This is a genomic window from Pseudoalteromonas sp. NFXS53 (assembly GCF_056629255.1).
The window spans coordinates 140,558-157,686 of the sequence record NZ_JBWVBR010000012.1; the positions used below are offsets into that span (position 1 = coordinate 140,558).

General features: G+C 40.5%; 12 protein-coding genes. 5 read left to right on the plus strand and 7 right to left on the minus strand.

Annotated elements, in window-relative coordinates:
* Both AC1HJP_RS13885 and AC1HJP_RS13890 read right to left on the minus strand, forming a co-directional pair.
* On the minus strand, positions 1-2,031 hold the full coding sequence (locus tag AC1HJP_RS13885; RefSeq protein ID WP_480362342.1) for a TonB-dependent receptor plug domain-containing protein: 2,031 nt from the start codon (positions 2,029-2,031) through the stop codon (positions 1-3).
* Between the two features lie 193 nt (positions 2,032-2,224).
* Positions 2,225-3,046 (minus strand): hypothetical protein, encoded by an 822-nt coding sequence (locus AC1HJP_RS13890; RefSeq protein WP_480362343.1) that lies wholly within the window; start codon positions 3,044-3,046, stop codon positions 2,225-2,227.
* 125 nt (positions 3,047-3,171) lie between these two features.
* Between AC1HJP_RS13890 and AC1HJP_RS13895 the strand changes: the two genes are divergently transcribed.
* On the plus strand, positions 3,172-3,711 hold the full coding sequence (locus tag AC1HJP_RS13895; protein ID WP_421964727.1) for a manganese efflux pump MntP: 540 nt from the start codon (positions 3,172-3,174) through the stop codon (positions 3,709-3,711).
* Between the two features lie 119 nt (positions 3,712-3,830).
* Here AC1HJP_RS13895 and AC1HJP_RS13900 read toward each other — a convergent pair whose 3' ends face one another.
* Positions 3,831-4,979 carry a S8 family serine peptidase gene (locus AC1HJP_RS13900; protein WP_480362344.1) on the minus strand — a complete coding sequence of 383 codons (1,149 nt, stop codon included), beginning with the start codon at positions 4,977-4,979 and terminating at the stop codon, positions 3,831-3,833.
* A 412-nt stretch (positions 4,980-5,391) separates the two neighbouring features.
* Here AC1HJP_RS13900 and AC1HJP_RS13905 point away from each other — a divergent pair, with 412 nt between their 5' ends.
* The gene (locus AC1HJP_RS13905; RefSeq protein ID WP_480362354.1) at positions 5,392-6,588 is read left to right on the plus strand and encodes a glycerophosphodiester phosphodiesterase family protein; all 1,197 of its coding nucleotides are present in this window, start codon (positions 5,392-5,394) and stop codon (positions 6,586-6,588) included.
* Positions 6,589-6,663: 75 nt separating this feature from the next.
* Positions 6,664-6,939, plus strand: a complete 276-nt coding sequence (locus AC1HJP_RS13910; RefSeq protein ID WP_480362345.1) for a hypothetical protein — start codon at positions 6,664-6,666, stop codon at positions 6,937-6,939.
* A gap of 62 nt (positions 6,940-7,001) precedes the next feature.
* On the opposite strand, the gene AC1HJP_RS13915 is transcribed toward AC1HJP_RS13910, so the two are convergent.
* The gene (locus AC1HJP_RS13915) at positions 7,002-9,638 is read right to left on the minus strand and encodes a TonB-dependent receptor plug domain-containing protein (RefSeq protein ID WP_480362355.1); all 2,637 of its coding nucleotides are present in this window, start codon (positions 9,636-9,638) and stop codon (positions 7,002-7,004) included.
* Between the two features lie 315 nt (positions 9,639-9,953).
* On the opposite strand from AC1HJP_RS13915, the gene AC1HJP_RS13920 reads away from it, so the two are divergent.
* The gene (locus tag AC1HJP_RS13920; protein ID WP_480362346.1) at positions 9,954-12,317 is read left to right on the plus strand and encodes a hypothetical protein; all 2,364 of its coding nucleotides are present in this window, start codon (positions 9,954-9,956) and stop codon (positions 12,315-12,317) included.
* Positions 12,318-12,367: 50 nt separating this feature from the next.
* Here AC1HJP_RS13920 and AC1HJP_RS13925 read toward each other — a convergent pair whose 3' ends face one another.
* Positions 12,368-12,949 (minus strand): TetR/AcrR family transcriptional regulator, encoded by a 582-nt coding sequence (locus AC1HJP_RS13925; RefSeq protein WP_480362347.1) that lies wholly within the window; start codon positions 12,947-12,949, stop codon positions 12,368-12,370.
* A 133-nt stretch (positions 12,950-13,082) separates the two neighbouring features.
* Between AC1HJP_RS13925 and AC1HJP_RS13930 the strand changes: the two genes are divergently transcribed.
* Positions 13,083-14,126, plus strand: coding sequence for an alkene reductase (locus AC1HJP_RS13930; RefSeq protein ID WP_480362348.1), 1,044 nt, complete (start codon positions 13,083-13,085; stop codon positions 14,124-14,126).
* A 106-nt stretch (positions 14,127-14,232) separates the two neighbouring features.
* Here the strand turns inward: AC1HJP_RS13930 and AC1HJP_RS13935 are convergent, their stop codons facing one another.
* Together AC1HJP_RS13935 and AC1HJP_RS13940 are read right to left on the minus strand one after the other, a co-directional pair.
* Positions 14,233-15,690 carry a serine hydrolase domain-containing protein gene (locus AC1HJP_RS13935; protein ID WP_480362349.1) on the minus strand — a complete coding sequence of 486 codons (1,458 nt, stop codon included), beginning with the start codon at positions 15,688-15,690 and terminating at the stop codon, positions 14,233-14,235.
* Positions 15,691-15,843: 153 nt separating this feature from the next.
* Positions 15,844-16,896 carry a hypothetical protein gene (locus AC1HJP_RS13940; RefSeq protein WP_480362350.1) on the minus strand — a complete coding sequence of 351 codons (1,053 nt, stop codon included), beginning with the start codon at positions 16,894-16,896 and terminating at the stop codon, positions 15,844-15,846.
* Positions 16,897-17,129: the final 233 nt, after the last annotated feature.

Here is a 17,129-nt window from a genome sequence, read left to right on the forward strand (position 1 = left end):
CTAAAATTGCCAAGTAAGCTCTAGTGTACCATTACGACCTTTTAACGGTATGCCGTTAGGGTGAGCTGGTACAGTAGAAGGGTTATACAACGTATCATCGAGTAAATTATTGATGGCAAATTTTAAGGATAGCTTAGGGTTTAATTGATAATGAAGATATGCCCTGAGATACCAAAAACCAGCAATGTTGTTATTCAGCTCTGTTGAAGTTGGTGTTTCTCTGTTGGAGCGATAAGTTGCAGATAATTGATAGGTTAAGTTGTTTAGTGAATGCTCTAGCTGAATACTTGCTAATGCTTTTGAATCTCTAAACGCAGAAATAGGCCTTTTTGTGAAGTAGGTGGCTGTTGTTCTTAGTTTTATATTGTTTTGTAACTCCCAAACTAGCTCAGTTTCTATGCCGTGACCATATTGATCGGTTGAATTAACTTGCCCAGCGAGGTTCTCACTTACCAGCCCGTTGATTATGGGGTCTGAGAAATGGTTATAAAATAGATCAACCGAAAATAGCAGTTGCTCGCCCGTGAATTGTGCGATGAAGTCGGTGGTTTTAATCGATTCGCTTTTTAAGTCGGCGTTACCACTTCGAGTGATGCCGCTGAATAAAGTTAACTCACTGAGCTCTGGTGCTCTGAAAGCTTCGCCATAAAGTAGTTTATATTGCCAGTGGTTATTAGCTAGATAGACTGCTCCAAGTCTTGGCGTGAATTGTGTTTTAAGATCTGGGTAGCGATCAAACCGGCCGCCGATAACCCAATTTATCTTTGCGAACGATATTTGATATTGCGCATAAGCGCCAATGAAAGGCTGAGAGGTTTCACCGCCAATTTGTGTTTTATAGTCAACATTAGGGTAATGCTGAATAGGGTAGTTTTGATTCAGTAATGCGGGTAGATCGTAGTTAGTAAATCCTTCGGCCCGTTGTTCTTTGTTAATCTGCCATTCAAAACCAAATTGCACACTCGACTCCTGAGTTGCTTGCCAGTTGTTATGCAAAGCAAGGGCTGCTCTAAAGTCTTCAAATACCCCATAGCCAAATAAAGGTGCATCACTACTCGGTTCACTGATTTTACTAAACACGCCGCTTGGCGTACTTTGGTTGCCATTTTTTAATGTGGTTTGTAGGTAGTCAAACTGCAGACGAGATTGAATGTTGTCAACTAGGCTAAATTGATGTTCGGTCAAAAATAGTAAAGCACTATGGCGTGAAAAGTTATGTTCGTTGCTGGTGCGGGCAATATGATAAAACTCAGTCATATCCAGTTGCCTAAAATGTATGGTATAGGCGCTGTTTTGATTATGTATTTGGGCATGAAGTGTCGTTAAGTCATATGGGTCTTGAGTATGAAAAGGTTGCTGAGTAAAGGTATTATTTAGTATGTAGTCGCTACCTGGGGCTTCAATACGATTTGCCTGAATATTCCAATTATAGTCACCTTGTTGGCCTGAGTGGGTTACAAATAAATCGTAATCAATGTCGTTGCCAGTTGCTAAACTGACCGACTTTCCGGTTTTTCTTGTAATGATATTGATAACGCCAGTAAACGCATTACTGCCGTAGATTGAAGAGCCAGGACCGCGAATAATTTCTAGTCGTTCAATATGCGCCAAAGCAAAGTTAGCTAAATGAGCCGCATTACCTGAGCGCGGGCCATTGATTTTATGGCCGTCGAGTAAAAATAGAATTTTTTTACTCGACGCGCCAAAGGTTAGTGCACGTGAGGAGGCGGAGTACTCGTAGGGGTAATTACTATAGCGTGTAACTTGATAGCCCGGTACAAACTCTAGTATTTCGTGTAAATACCTCAGACCCATTGTTTCAATATCTTGCCGAGTAAAGACCGTGACGGGAGAGGGAATATCAGTAATTGCTTTGTCTGTGAGTGTGCTGGTGGCAATTTTCACGTTAAGTAAGTCTTGCAGTGATAAACTATAAACCGCCTTAGTTTCAGTAGTTTTGATTTCTGCATACGCATTAAACATTGCAACGCAAAAAAAGAGGTTAATAATCGCCTTTGAGTAATCACCCATACAATGCAATCCATCATTGCTACTTAGTTACATTAAGCTCCTAATAACGCGAATTAAAAAAGGAACTCGTTTCTCAACTAGTATAGTAAACCTATTACATTGTGCAGATTTAAGATGTTTTAAGACTATTTTATTGTCATAAAAAGGCGAAAATTGTGTGTGTTCTCCAAGTCCATTGTTTAACCAACACGGCCTAATTTGTTTGATAATAAAACATAGTTTGGTTTATCTTTTTTATAATCTCATATTGTAGACCTAGGTGATTATACTCACCGGGTTCAGGTAGCTTTTCTAAGTAATTCATCATTATGCCCCAGTGATTATCTCCTAACCCTCCAAAAATAATATTCAGACTATTACCGTTAACTCTGGTTATGGCTGCAACCTTGAATTTTGTCATTGTATCTCTGAGGGCATGGGTTTTTGAGGCAAGTAACAAGTCTGCTGGTGCTTCGTTAAGCGGAATTATTTTGAATTCAGCCGACGGTATAAAGCCGGCAGTTCTTGAGGGTGAATATTGCAACACTTCTTCAGGACTAAAAAATGAATTATTGATGCGAAACACGTCCTCTGACGTTTGCTGGACGATTTCGATATCACGTTGTTTTATTAAATTGCTGAGTTCAGTTTCGGCGCTATTGAGAAAAGGGTTAATGATTTCAAAACGTTGTTTTTCACATTTCTCATGTTTGCAAATGACGGTATTAAGTAATTGTATTTGTTGTTGTTGACTAATATTTAGATAGGCGCGGCCGAGAACACCATAGTTAAAATTCGCAAAGCTTTGTTTATCTTCATTGCTTTCAAAATTTGTAGCGCTTACATCCATTATGGCAAATGGGTAAAAAGAAGGTAAATACGCAAGCTCTAATTTTGTAGCGGGAAGCATTTGCTTAAAGTGCTTTAATATTGCGATATATTCATCATTAATCGCTTTATTAAAATATTTTGGTGCTCCAGCCAGACTATTGAGTGAAAAACAAAGTGTAAAACATGCGAGGATAAATCTAAGCATAGAATTCTCATTTTTTTATAGCACAACATATCAAGGCTTTAAGAGAGTGCAAAGAATAAATTCGCTTTACTCTCTAATAAAATAAATTAACATTCACGACCAATTTAAGATGGTTGTGAAGTTGAATGTTTGAAGTATTGATATTGGCCGTCGCGCTGAGTATGGACGCATTTGCGGTATCGGTTGGACTTGGCGCTAAAAAGCAAAACAATTTACCTAAAGTTGCTCTAATGTGTGCCCTTTATTTTGGTATTTTTCAGGGAGCCATGCCGCTAATTGGTTATTTAGGCGGTGCAGGACTTTTAAGTTGGGTCGATGATTACAAACGCTGGATAGCCTTTATTTTGTTATTTGGTATTGGCGCAAAAATGATTTACGAAGCCTTTGATGGCGATGAAGAAGTAGAATTTAAAAAACTAACACAAAAAGTGATGTGCTTATTGGCCATTGCTACCAGTATTGACGCCATGGCTGCTGGGTTCACTTTAAACTTAATGTCGGTAAATCCATTTATTGCCTGTCTAATCATAGGGGTTATTACCGCTGTGTTTAGTTACTTAGGCGTGTTGGTTGGCAATAAGTCTGGTACTTGGCTTGAAAGTAAAGCTGAGATGCTCGGTGGCGTGGTATTGATTTTGATTGGATTTAAGTTTTTATTGTTTTAGAAATTAAACAAAAAGGAGAAGATCCGCTTCTCCTTTTTGAATGATATGAAGTGTTTTATGTGAGCGTTAGTTAAGCAACGAACAGCTCACAAAAGAGCAACTAATTAAAGGTGCACAATTTAAAGATGTACAATGCTGTCTGCGTTGCCATCTGGATCGTTAATCGCTTTGCCATCCACACTAGGGTTGCCATTACTCATCATGATAACGGCACATGCTGCAGGCGAAGCCATTGAAGTACCCGACATTGTTGTTGTACCACCACCGCTGCGTGTTGAAAGAATGTTTACACCCGGTGCTGCATAGTCTACTGGTGGATTACCATAGTTTGAGAAGCTCGCAAAACGGTCGTTAGAATCAGTTGCAGAGATTGTGAATACACGGTTGTGTGAAGCACTTGCAGGAGAAACATTAGACGCATGCTGGCTTTCGTTGCCTGCTGCAATCACAAAGAAGGCACCTGACTGTTGTGCCGCATTTTCAACCGCATCGTTTAATTCTTGGTTAAAACCACCACCTAAGCTCATGTTTGCACAATCACCAGCACTTGCATTTGCTGCAACATGGTCGATACCCGCTAAAACGCCAGACCAGCTACCTGAACCGCGAGAATCTAATACTTTGATTGGTACTACTTTTGCACCCGCTGCAACACCGACCACGTCAATGTTATTGTCTAATGCTGCAATTGTGCCTGCAACATGCGTACCGTGACCGTTACCATCGTCCATACCTGCATCACGGCCTTTCGTGAATGCGGTAAAACCGCGTGAACTGTCAACATTTAAGTCGGCGTGGTCTAAGTCGATACCAGAATCTAAAACCCAAGCTGTGTAGTTGCTGCCGTCAACTGGACCACCCACACGCGAGACGCTCCAAGGCGTAGTTTGGCCATTGCTACCGCCACCAGAACCTGGCTTGCCTTTAAATGCTTTAGCTGGGTTAGCGTGTACCATACCATCTGGCGTAAAGCGCATAATATCAGCGTTATTAGCAAAAGCTGCTTTTGCCTTATCACAACTCATGTTGACTGCCATGCCTTTAATGGCATTTTTATAAATATGTTTTGCTTTGGCATTACTTGAAACCAACATGCCGCGCGCTTTACCTTCTACATCAAACTTTGAGACGTCATCGTTGAAGCGAACAATACAGGTGTTGTTTACTTCTAAATCTAAACTTGCCCCTTGGAAAGTAGCTGGCTGAGCAGATGCCATTTGTGTTGCACACACAGCGATAACAGCACCAGCGATCAGAGTTTTATTCATCTTGTTGTCCTTTATTTATATTTCTAAGTTAACCAGTTGTTAATCTGGTGTGTTAAAAGTTAAATTATGACGGGATTTTGTCAAGGTGAGAATTGAATAAAAAATACTCATCGGATTTCATTTGGGATAGTTTATGTAAAAATTTCTATTTTAAGATATAAATATCTCAGAATTTCTATTTTATGAAAGTAATATGCATTTTCCTTGTTTTGTTAAATTAAATAAATTTTTCCCTGAAATGGGTATTTTGGTTTTTTTAGGCTTTTAGATGGTTAAAAGTAAAGGTTTTATTCAAGCTATTTGTGATGAGTTTTGTGACGACATCCATTTTATTGTCATTATTAGGTGTTTTAATTGTCATAAGTGAACAAATAAAAAGCTTATGATGAAGAGATTTCTAGGGTTAGCTTTAATGCTTCTTGCAGGATGTAGCTCCAAGCAACCCAAACTATCGAATGAGGAAGTTCAAGTCGGTGTGCGACCATACTATTTACTTGAACAACTACCAGAGTCTGAACTAAAGAGCCGACTTAGCGCGTGTGAAGCTTCGAGCATTAAAAAGACTGACTTTTCTATAGGCCACCGAGGCGCGCCTTTGCAATTTCCTGAGCATACAAAAGAGTCATATATAGCAGCAGCTAGAATGGGGGCTGGCATATTAGAGTGCGATGTGGCTTTTACCAAAGACAAAGCCTTAGTGTGTCGTCATTCTCAGTGCGATCTGCATACCACGACAAACATATTAGCCATGCCTGAACTTGCAAATAAATGCCGTGTTCCTTTTCGATCAGGTGATATCAATAAAGGCATTAAGGCACAGGTCCAGTGTTGTACTTCGGATCTAACCTTAGACGAATTTTTGCAACTAAAAGGCAAGATGGATGGTGCCAACGAATTTGCTAGAACAAAACAAGAGTATATGCAGGGCACACCTAAGTGGCGCACTGATTTATATGCAGCAAGTGGTACATTAATGACGCATAAACAAAGTATTGCGTTATTCAAACGGCTAGGCGTAAAAATGACGCCTGAGCTTAAAACACCTCAAGTTGAGATGCCATTCAATGGCTTTACACAGCAAGACTATGCGACAAAACTAATTGCTGAATATAAGCAGGCTGGTGTGTCAGCGGAAGATGTATTTCCACAGTCTTTTTTACTCTCAGACGTACAATATTGGATTAAACACCACTCAGAGTATTCGCAGCAGGTAGTTTATCTAGACGATAGCTATGAAATTACTGGGTTTGATCACAATAAACCGAGTACTTGGCTACATACGATGGATGAACTGAAAGCCATGGGGGTGAATATTATTGCGCCACCGCTTTGGATGCTAGTTGCCGTCAGTGAAGACGGAACTCTAATGCAATCAACTTATGCAATAGAGGCAAAAAAAGCGGGATTAAAAATCATAGCCTGGTCACTAGAAAGGTCTGGACCGCTCAATAATGGTGGTGGTTTTTATTATCAATCAGTGAAAGAGTTAGCTAAAGATGATGGATTTACGTTAACGCTTTTAGATTTTCTAGCCCAAGATGTGGGTGTAATAGGTGTATTTAGTGATTGGCCCGCAACAACAACGTTTTATGATAACTGTATAAATTAATTTGAATAAAAACTACACAATCTGTCGTTTTTTGTGTAGCTTTATTCTGTACAGATCAGACAACAAGGAATAATTATGAAAAGTTTTACACTGAGTGCCTCATTAATCGCGATGATTTTTTTAGCTGGCTGTAATTCTACTAGTAAAAACCTTCAGGCTAATAATGAAGAAATAGATGAAGAAAATATGGTGTGTTACACAGAGCCAAAGCTGGGTAGTCGATTTGTAAAGAAAAAATGTGTGACTAAAGAAGAAGATGCTTATCGTAGAGCCTTTGCTGAACGGGATGCTGAGCGATATGAAAGAACAACAGCTACTCGAGGCGGAGCCGGTACAAGAAGTGGTAAGTAATTAAAAACCTGAATTAATAAAAAGCCCTAGAAAATTCTCTAGGGCTTTTTGCTTTTATGTCTTTAGAAGTTGTACTTGAATTTCGCGTACATCTGACGACCAAGCGCATTATGCGTTTTATTATCAATACCCATAGATTCAGAAGGCGCTTGCGGTGCTTCTTCATTCATGAGGTTTGCTGCACCGGCAGTTAAGATTAGATTATCAAAACCTGTGTAGCTGACTGATGCATCCAGCGTGGTCCAAGAGTCAATCTTAAACTTGTTACCTTTTGCATCAGCTAGGTCGTTATAAGCGTCGATATGACTGAAGCTTAGCGTAGTGAGTACATTGTCTAACTCCCAATCAATGCTTGCAGTCCATCTGAACTGAGGATGCTGATATTCACCGTTCAGATCTTCAGCAGCAATTGAGGTGTTACCATTTTCATCACTCTCAAAAGATTGCTCTTCGAAGTTCAGTGCATAACTAAGCTTATAGTCAAACTTGAAGAAGCCCATGTCATTGGTATCAAGCTTATAAGCAAGGTTTAAATCAAAACCATCTGTCTCACGACCACCAATGTTCACGAAGGTATCATAAATCGTTTGAATACGACCTGGCGTACTGCCTTCGTTCGGACCACGTACAACAAGGTTTGCATCAGTACCACAACAATCAACTAGCTTTTGCGCACCGATTTTTTTGATAAGATCTTCTTGGTCGTAGTTCCAATAGTCTACGCCTACAGAGAAGTCTTCAGTTGCTTGCCAAACAACACCTAAATTGTAGTTAGTTGATGTCTCGGGTTGTAGGTTTTTGTTACCAGCAACAACGGCTGTGTACTCGTACGGTTCACAGTCAAGTTCTGAACCCGTGATTTTACAGCGCTCTTTGTCGATGACGCTTGGCGATTCGTCAGTACGGCCTAAGTGAAGTTGAACCAAAGAAGGTGCTCTAAACGCAGTACCCCATGAACCACGAACAACTAAATCTTCAGAAGGCGCCCAGCGGAAAGCAACTTTAGGATCTGTGGTGTTACCAAAGTCACTATAGTTTTCATAACGAAGAGCTAATTGCAGTTCTAATGTTTCAAGCACTGGCACACTGAATTCAGCAAATAGGGCGGTGTTATCGCGATCACCGTTAGCCTGTGTTGCTTCCGTACCAAAGATCTCACCGCGTAGGTACTGGCTATCTGGGTTATCTTCGATTTTCTCGTATCTGTGTTCTAAACCAAATGCCGCAGCCACTGCACCTGCTTCAAGTTCAAATACTTCACCTGATACCGTCGCATCAAAAGACTGCATGCTTGAGCTACCATATCGTGTTGTTGTTGTTTCAATGAATGCTAAACCTTCAGGGGTATTGGTACTTGGTTCAAACGGATTCCAATAACCTTTATCGATCGCTTCTTGAGCACGCAGTTTGTTCGGGAAGCCATCAAAGCCTTTTTCTACTGCACTTGAACGAATAGCTGAGTAAGCTGTTTCCCAATCCCAATCATTGAATGTACCACGGGCGCCGATCACGGCACGATAATACTCAGAGTCTACGTCTTTCTTACGGTTGCCAATATCATATGTACGACGGCGCATTGAAATATCAACACCATGTAGGAAATGGTCTGCGTCATCGGCAAGTGGATGATTTGGGTTATCGCCGCTCATGAATAATTCGGTGAAGCTTGGGCTTCCTGCACCTTGAATGAATGTAGAAGCGTGTTGCGCTGAAAACTCCATGAAACCTTCAATGTCATCTGTGATTTCTTGCACACCGTTGTAGTTAAAGCTAATACGCTCAGTTGAAGGCACTAGGCTCATGTGTGGTGCATAGTCATAGCGGCAAATATCGCCAATGATCAGTGACTCATCACATTTATCATTGCCCCAAACGTCTGCAAAGATAGTTTGTTTAACTGGTGTGCCGTCATCGGCAATACTCTTCGTTGGCAGGGCACTCCATTGTGCGTCTGTTAGCATGCTTCTAACGACTTCTATACTACCTGGGATACCTGAAGAGCTCAGCGAGTTATTACCATCACGGAAACGTTGATCGGCTGTTGAGGCATAATCACGATCAGCATAGAAAACATCGCCGCGCTTAAAATAGTCTAAAGAGAAGTTGTGATAACCTTTGTCACTGGTAGAGCCCCAAAGCAGGGTGAAGTTTTGCTCTTCACCACCGCCGTCAGCGGTATCTGAAATTTTGCCTGCGACTTCAAATCCATCGATGTCGTCACGCATAATAATATTGATTACCCCAGCTACGGCATCAGAGCCGTAGGTTGCAGACGCACCATCTTTAAGAATGTCGATGCGCTTTACTGCTGAAACAGGAATGGTATTTAAATCAACGAAAGAGGTTTCGATGTCTTTTGCGAATGGGCTGACAGCAACGCGACGACCATTAATTAATACCAATGTTGATGAAGCACCTAAGCCACGTAGCGCGACACTTGAACCACCATTGGCTGTATCATCACTAGAGTTACCTTGGGTACTAAAAGTACCCGCCCCAGAAACTGGTAACTTTTGTAATGCGCCAATTAAATCCGTTGAGCCCGTCGCAGCGAGATCTGCTGCAGAAAGAGACTGGACTGGTGATGGGCCTTCCATATCAGTACGTTTAATATGTGAGCCGGTGACTTCAATACGCTCTACTTCCTCGTTATTTTCAGCTGCAAATACCGAAGTTGAATTAGCAACGATTACAGCCATTGCTATCGTAGATAGTTTATTGATTACTTTCATATTTTCCCTGTTAATCTATGTTGTCATTGTTATGGTGAAGTGTTTTTTTAACATAGTGGTAACCTGTTGTGAATAGTTCATTTGGTTATATTTGAAACAATATATGGCTGTTGTTACATTTTGCATTAATGTACCCGTTGAATTTTATGCAATGTTCCTGAATTGGCAGTAATTAAAATAAAATTAATTACTTACAAATTAATACACTTTTTAAAGTGCGGTTTCCTGAGCTTCAATGTAAGTTTCTAATTGAGGAATTTAAGCTAAATAAGGAACATTAGAATGCGTTATCTCTTACTATTTATTTTTTGTATTTTGTTAACTGCCTGCGGTGGAGGTGGCGGTGGAAGTAAAAAAGAGACAGTTGATTCACAACCTCTGAGTCAAAATAAAGCCCCTCAAGTCAGTATTTCAGGTGATTCAGAAACGTCTTCACTAACAGCAATGAGACTAAAGACTTCCATTTCTGACCCAGAAAATGAAAGCGTCAAAGTTAAGTGGACCAGCTCATTAAGTGGTGTGACTTTTAAGAACTCGTCAAATACGGGGGTATTAGTGCAATTTCCTGTTGTTACAACAGATCAAGAAGTGACACTTACTCTTGAAGTGACAGATAGTGCCGATAACAAAGTAAAGAAAACTTTCATCGTTATGGTGAAAGCCTCAAATAATCAAGTGGCTATTGATTTACAAGATAACTATGAATTTTTCTCTGGTGACTCAGTTGAAATCACAGCACAATTTTCTTCACGTGAAGAAATAATTGATATTGAATGGCAAACAGATGAGTTAGACCTTGCTAACAAACAAGTTACAACGCAAGAATCTAATAACAGTGGTTCTTCAGTCGTGACATTCACAGCGCCGACGTTATCTAGCGAGTACTCCTATAATTTGAACTTTGTCGTAACGACAGATCATGATGAATACCAACAGCCTTTTAAGCTAACTATTTTGCCGAAAAGCGAAGTGGGTCTAACGGTGAATCTTGACGCAAGCTATGCGCTTAACGAGCAAGATTATTTATTGATAGAGCCAAAAATTCAATCATCTGAGCGCATTACCTCTTATCAATGGCGCTGGTTAGATACTTCGTTAGGAGAACTGGTTAATGCCAAGAATAAGACTGTGACTATCAAAGCGAATGAAGTATCTGATGATACCAGTGCAACATTAGTACTCGATGTTGAAGCTCAAAGCGGCGAAAAGAAGTCTGTTCAAACTGAAGTTAAAGTAAATAATGTCGTGCAAGTCGGTAAGCTTTCGTTATCGGTGAACAGAGCTTATGCTGCGCCGGGGCAAGAAGTGGTGGTGAGCGTTGATACTGACAGTGCTGATGACATTCAGTCTTTTGAGTGGGTAATTGACGAAGAAATTTTTAAACAAAAAGAAGAGTCGGCGACCGAGCTTTCGTTGGTAATGCCGTCGCAAAATACTTCGTTAGTAAGTACCTTGGTGCAATACAAAGTCACTTTTAAAAATGGGCTTGAAGCAACAAAAAATGCTGTATTTGCTTTGCTCAGTGAATCTGCGACCAAAGCGACATTAGATATAGAGCAGCCAAGTGAATTGCCACAACTATTTAAAAACGAGCCGCTGACTTTCAATGCTTTAGCAGTTGATAAAGCTGGGGTGTTAGATAGTGTTTCACTCGACGTATCGAACGTGAGTTACGCAGATTTAGATACTGCGACACTGACTCAAGATGGTTTAAATTTATTTTTCACCTTGAAAGCCTCAGAAATTTTACTCGATAGAGAGCTGATGCTCAAAGTCGTTATGAATGCCGGTACGGTTTCAACCATAGAATATGTTTCGGTCAATCTTAATAAAAGTAACTTGAAATTATTTGCAGGTTCAGAAAAAACCTATATTTCAGGTAGTGATTTTTATGTATTTGGTTATGGGCAAGAGCGTCTAAATAATCCAATCAACGCAATGAGTTGGTCAACTAATTATGATGATTTAACAATTGAAACTCTGAATTCGACTGATGCGAAAGTCACTAATAACGCAACGAGCAGCTTTCGTATTGTGACACTCAGTGCACGGGATAGTGAAAACCAATTGATACAAGCCGATTTAAAAACCAATATGACATCTCGAATTTATGACAAAGGTGAACGCTATACCTGTTATTTCAGAGCCGACGAAGTCTCATGTCGAGATAATTCATATACTTTGCTTGATGTAGGAGAGCTAGCTGCCCCTGTTAAAAAGGGTGTAACCAAGGGAGAGTTTGTTTGTTTACTCAATAATGATGACCAAGTGAGTTGTCAGGGTATAGGGCCATTGTCTGTATTAGAAGTACCTGAAAGAGCGGGTGTAATTAACATTGTTGCTATGAGTAATACAGACATGTGTGCTCAATACAGTTCAGGTGACTGGCACTGTTGGGGCGAACAGGCAGATTATTTCAATAACTTGTTTGTAGGAAAAAGTTATATTGATAATCTAATTGGAACACCACAGGGCGTGTGTTTAGTTAACTCAGGTTACATTGAGTGTTATAACGACAAAAGTGAACTGATTTATCAAGACAAAAACAGCTTCGTAAAGTCGTTAGAGTTCGTAAATTTATTAAACAAAGTGTGTTACACCACCGAGCGCTCAACATTAAGAACATGCCCTGATGACATTAACTAATTAACGTTCAATGAATCGAAAAAGAGCCGAAATGGCTCTTTTTGATTTGATTAAGCGCAAACATCTTTAAAAAGTTGCTTTGCTAACTTTTTTAAAATTTCTGGTTCTGGATGCGTATTAGCAAATGTACGTAAGCCATAAATACCCATTACAAAATATCGTCCTCTACATTCCGCTGAACGTGAATCAGAAATATCACCCTCATCTTGTGCGCGAACAAATTTGTCGGTGATTGCTGACTGCCATGCATCTAGCTGCTGGCTTATCAAGGTCTGTACTTCGTCATCCTGTTCGGCCAGTTCATTGAGTGCTTTTGTGAGCAAACAGGCTTTACTGGTATCGCAGCTTAAACACTCTTCAACAATATGTGCTAAATAGGTTTCTAAACCTTGTTTACTTGAGTCGCTATTGATGAAGAAAGCACAAAACTCATCACTTCTGTCTTGGTTATATTGCGAAATTGCAGCCAGTAGTAAGCCTCGCTTGTTCTCGAAAGCACAGTAAATAGATCCAGGGTGAAGACCCGTTGCTTGTTTAAGATCTTGCATACTGGTTTTAGTGTAACCCTTATTTAAAAAGGCCTGCATGGCAGCTCGAAGTACTGCAACTTTGTCGAATTCGGCACTACGCATTGTATTTGTTTTGAAGTGTTAATGAGGCAAGTTTAAATCAATTTGAATGTTTGTTCAAAAAAGTTCTTGAACGATCATTCAAATATGACTATCTTGAATAAACGTTCAAGAATGTTACTTAAAGAGAAACTCCATGACTGACAACCTATTTCAACCATTTGCATTAAACAGCACCATAGAGCTAAAGAATCGAATCTTAATGGCACCGCTTACGCGTTGTATGGCCGATGATAATTTAGTACCAACTCAAGCGATGGTTGATTATTATGCCCGTCGAGCAGGTGCAGGCCTTATTATCACAGAGGCAATACAAATTCGCGCTGACGGCCAAGGTTACCCAAATACACCGGGTTTATTTACGCCCGAACAAATCAATGGTTGGCGCGTTGTCACAGACGCAGTACACAAAAATGGCGGAAAAATTTTTGCACAAATTTGGCACACAGGGCGAGTTTCTCACCCGTATTTTTATGAAGGCGATGAAGTACTTGCACCAAGTGCGGTGAAGGTTGAAGGCACTGTGCCGAGAATGCGAGACCTTGAGTACCAAACGCCAACCCCTATGACGCAAGCGCAGATCCAGCAAATGGTAGAAGATTTTGCACAAGCTGCATCGAATGCCATCGACGCTGGCTTTGATGGTGTAGAGATCCACGGTGCTAATGGCTATTTGGTTGATCAATTCTTACATTACTCAAGTAATACCCGTGAAGATGAGTTTGGTCAGACACCTGAAAATATGGCACGTTTTCCACTACAAGTTGTAGATGCCATCAGTGCCCGAATCGGCGCAGATAGAACCGCGTTACGTGTTTCTCCTGGGGCATATTTTAATATGGAAGCAGACAGCAGAGACAAAGCCGTATTTGACTATTTATTAGATCAATTGTCTGAACGCCAATTAGCTTATTTGCATGTGGGTATCTTCGATGATGCCATGGAGTTCGACTATTTAGGTGGTACTGTAAGTGGCTATATTCGACAAAATTACCCACACACGCTGGTGGGTGTGGGTGGTTTTTCTGCAGAGACAGGAAGCGAAGCGATTGCTGATAATAAGTTCGATTTACTGGCGATTGGTCGACCTTTCATTGCCAACCCAGATTATGTTGAGCGTGTTCAAGCAGGTGAAACAGTGGTTGAATACTCAGAAGAAATGCTAACACAATTAGTTTAAACGCTGAGGTTTTAGCAAGATAAAAAAGTTTCCGATTTAAAATTCACTTAGACCAAAGTGCTTACTCTTTAGTAAGCACTTTTTTATATTTTTTAATTAATTTTCTTTACTTTATCTTTTGTAATTCAAATCGACCGGCAACAGTTAATCCCGTCACTTTTTTACCTTCAAATTTAAAAACAAACTCATTGCCAGAAACTGCACTGATGAATTTCGAGGTGTTTTCCGGCACGAGTCGGGACGGCATTGGGTCCCCCGGATTTTGAATTGTCACCTTACCTTCATTCACACTAATTTTAGAGATGAAGTCACCGTTATAACCAATGTCGGTGAGTAGCAGGTATTCACCTTTATAGGCGTCTAATTGCTGGGGGTTTAATGTGACAGGCTGAATGACAGTTTGAGCTAAAAATGCAACATCATAATGTTTAGATAATGTCGCCATAATTTCGTTGTTCAGTGTATTTGCGTTGTCACCATTGGACATAACGACAAAAGCATCGCCTTTATTTACTAACGCTTTAAAGTCATTTGTGAAGCCAAGATTTTTTCCACCGTGTCCGAATGCAAGTTGTCCTTCAACGTCCATTAATGCAGGGCCTAGGCCCCAATCATTTTTATGTTTGGTAAACATGGCTGTGACGGTTTCTTTTTGCAAAATACCATCTTTCTTACCCTTCATAATGGCTTGCATATGAGAGGCATACTTTAAAATATCAGTTGGGGTTGTCCAAAGACCAGCCGCTGGTTTTTCAGGGTAATCATTGAATACAGCTGAATGCATATTGCCATCACCATCAAATGCGGCACTGGCTCGTTTCTTAAGATCATTTGGTAATGTATGTGCGTAGGTGCTGTTCAGCATCCCCATAGGTTTAAGAATGTTTGCATCGGTAAACTCAGCAAATGTCTGTCCGCTAATTTGCTCTACCAGTAACTGCATAACCGTGTAGCCACCTCCAGAGTACCGCCATTCAGAACCAGGCGTTAACACAACTTCGACTTTAGCCGTGTTACCTTTACCATTTAAGACATCGATAGTTGAAGGAACGTTATCACCTGTTGAATAGCCGGGGAACCCGTGCACTGATAGCCCTGCGGTATGAGTAAGCAATTGCCTGAGGGTGACAGGTCTGTCTTTAGATAGCTCAGCCCCCGTTAATTGATAACCTTTTAGGTATTTGTTTACGTCCTCGTCTAAAGACAGCTGACCTTGCTCAACTAATTTTAACGCGGCTAATGCACCGATGGGTTTACTAATTGATCCCGCCTGAAATAGCGTATATTCGTTTACTGGCTGTTTTGTCTTACTGTTAGCAATACCAAAGCCTTTAGCCCAAATAATCTCACCATTTTTTAATACAGCGATGCTCAACCCCGGCACATTCTCTTCAGCCATCCTTTGCATTAAGGTAGTCTTAGGTTGTGTCTCTCCTGCAATAACAATGCTTTTTTGAATATGCTGTACGATGGTGTCAGCTGCATGGGTCGGTTGGCTAAGCGTGCCTGCAACGAGTATTAAACTGCTAGCAATTGCAATATTAATGGCTTTCCTTATAAACATATTGTTTCTCAATTGTTCGATTTAGGTGGAGTCTAATATTTAAGCTATCAAAGTTGCTGATTGGTGACTACTGTCTTGAAATGCTTATTTACAAATAAAAACGGCGAGTCATTAACTCGCCGTTTTGCTTGGGGGATCTTCGTCAAATAAAACTTATTGAAAGTACTGAGTCAAAGCCTGTTTTAAGTGCTCAGCCATTGCGTCGCGGTGATATTTTCTGACGCCATAACTTTGCTCTAAATGAATAAAACGTTTTGCTGAAGCATCTGCGCTTTTGTGGCAACTATCAACAGAGCCATTGGAGTGACGACCTTGAACATTCCACGTGCCACCTAGGCTTTTAGTATCGTTACCATAAACACAGGCTTTAATTTTGCCACCGGCTTCGACGTTTTTTCTGAGCAGTTGCATAATACTGTGTTCGTCGTCATTGGTTGCATAGCGAACTCCTTCACTTAAATTAAGCATTAGGTCGTTATCGGTACCACATTGAGATTGTAATTTGGCGCGAGTGGTAGAGCCAAAGCCGTGATATTGAATAAACACGGTCGTGTCATCGTAGTTGCTAGCTTGTTCGTGAGCGACTTGAAAGTATGATTCAGTTTGGTGTGCAACGTCACTTGCAGAGTAGTTAGTGCCTGTACATTCACTAATATCATGGCTGCTGTCACGTCGTGTCCCTGCGAGCATCAATAACTTGCTCTGTGTGTGTAAGAAAGCATCAATTGATTGCGTGCCTGTGAAAGAGTCGCGCTCTGGGTGAGGTGCTTGAAGTACCGCATTTAAGCCATTTGGGTTAAGCACATAAGTGCCACCTCCTTTAAAATCGGCACTTGGCAATTGGTTTTTCTCTTGTAATAAGTAGTAAGTATTACCCGTATCTACATCTGAAAACTGAATAACTAGGTAGTCTATTTGTTGGGCATATTCTTCTGCAAGCGGCCAATTTTGTTGATAAAAGGCATCAAACATTTGCTCGAACGTGTGTTGTTCTTGAGCTGATGGCATCACCCAGCGGTCATCGGCTTTGGTACCATAGTTATATGACTTCAAATGCTTGTCTAGCTCACCAGACATCATAGTGATTGCTTTAGAGGGAAAGCTGAAGAAAGTAATGAGAAAAAGCACGCATGTGATGATGACGTAAAATACCAGTGGACGAGCACCATTTGATGTATTGGTTGTATCAGGTTCGAATAAATGCATATTGCACCCCAAATATTTGGAAAACTGACCCAGTTACATCCTTGGGAATACTTAAAAAGTATTAGTCTGTTTTTTAAACTTACTAAAGTAGTAGTATTAATATCAGGGTTTGCAAAAAAGTACTAGTACGACCATTTAAAATGAGTAAATAGTATTAGCTAGAAGCTAGAAGCTAGAAGCTAGAAGCTAGAAGCTAGAAGCTAGAAGCTAGAAGCTAGAAGCTAGAAGCTAGA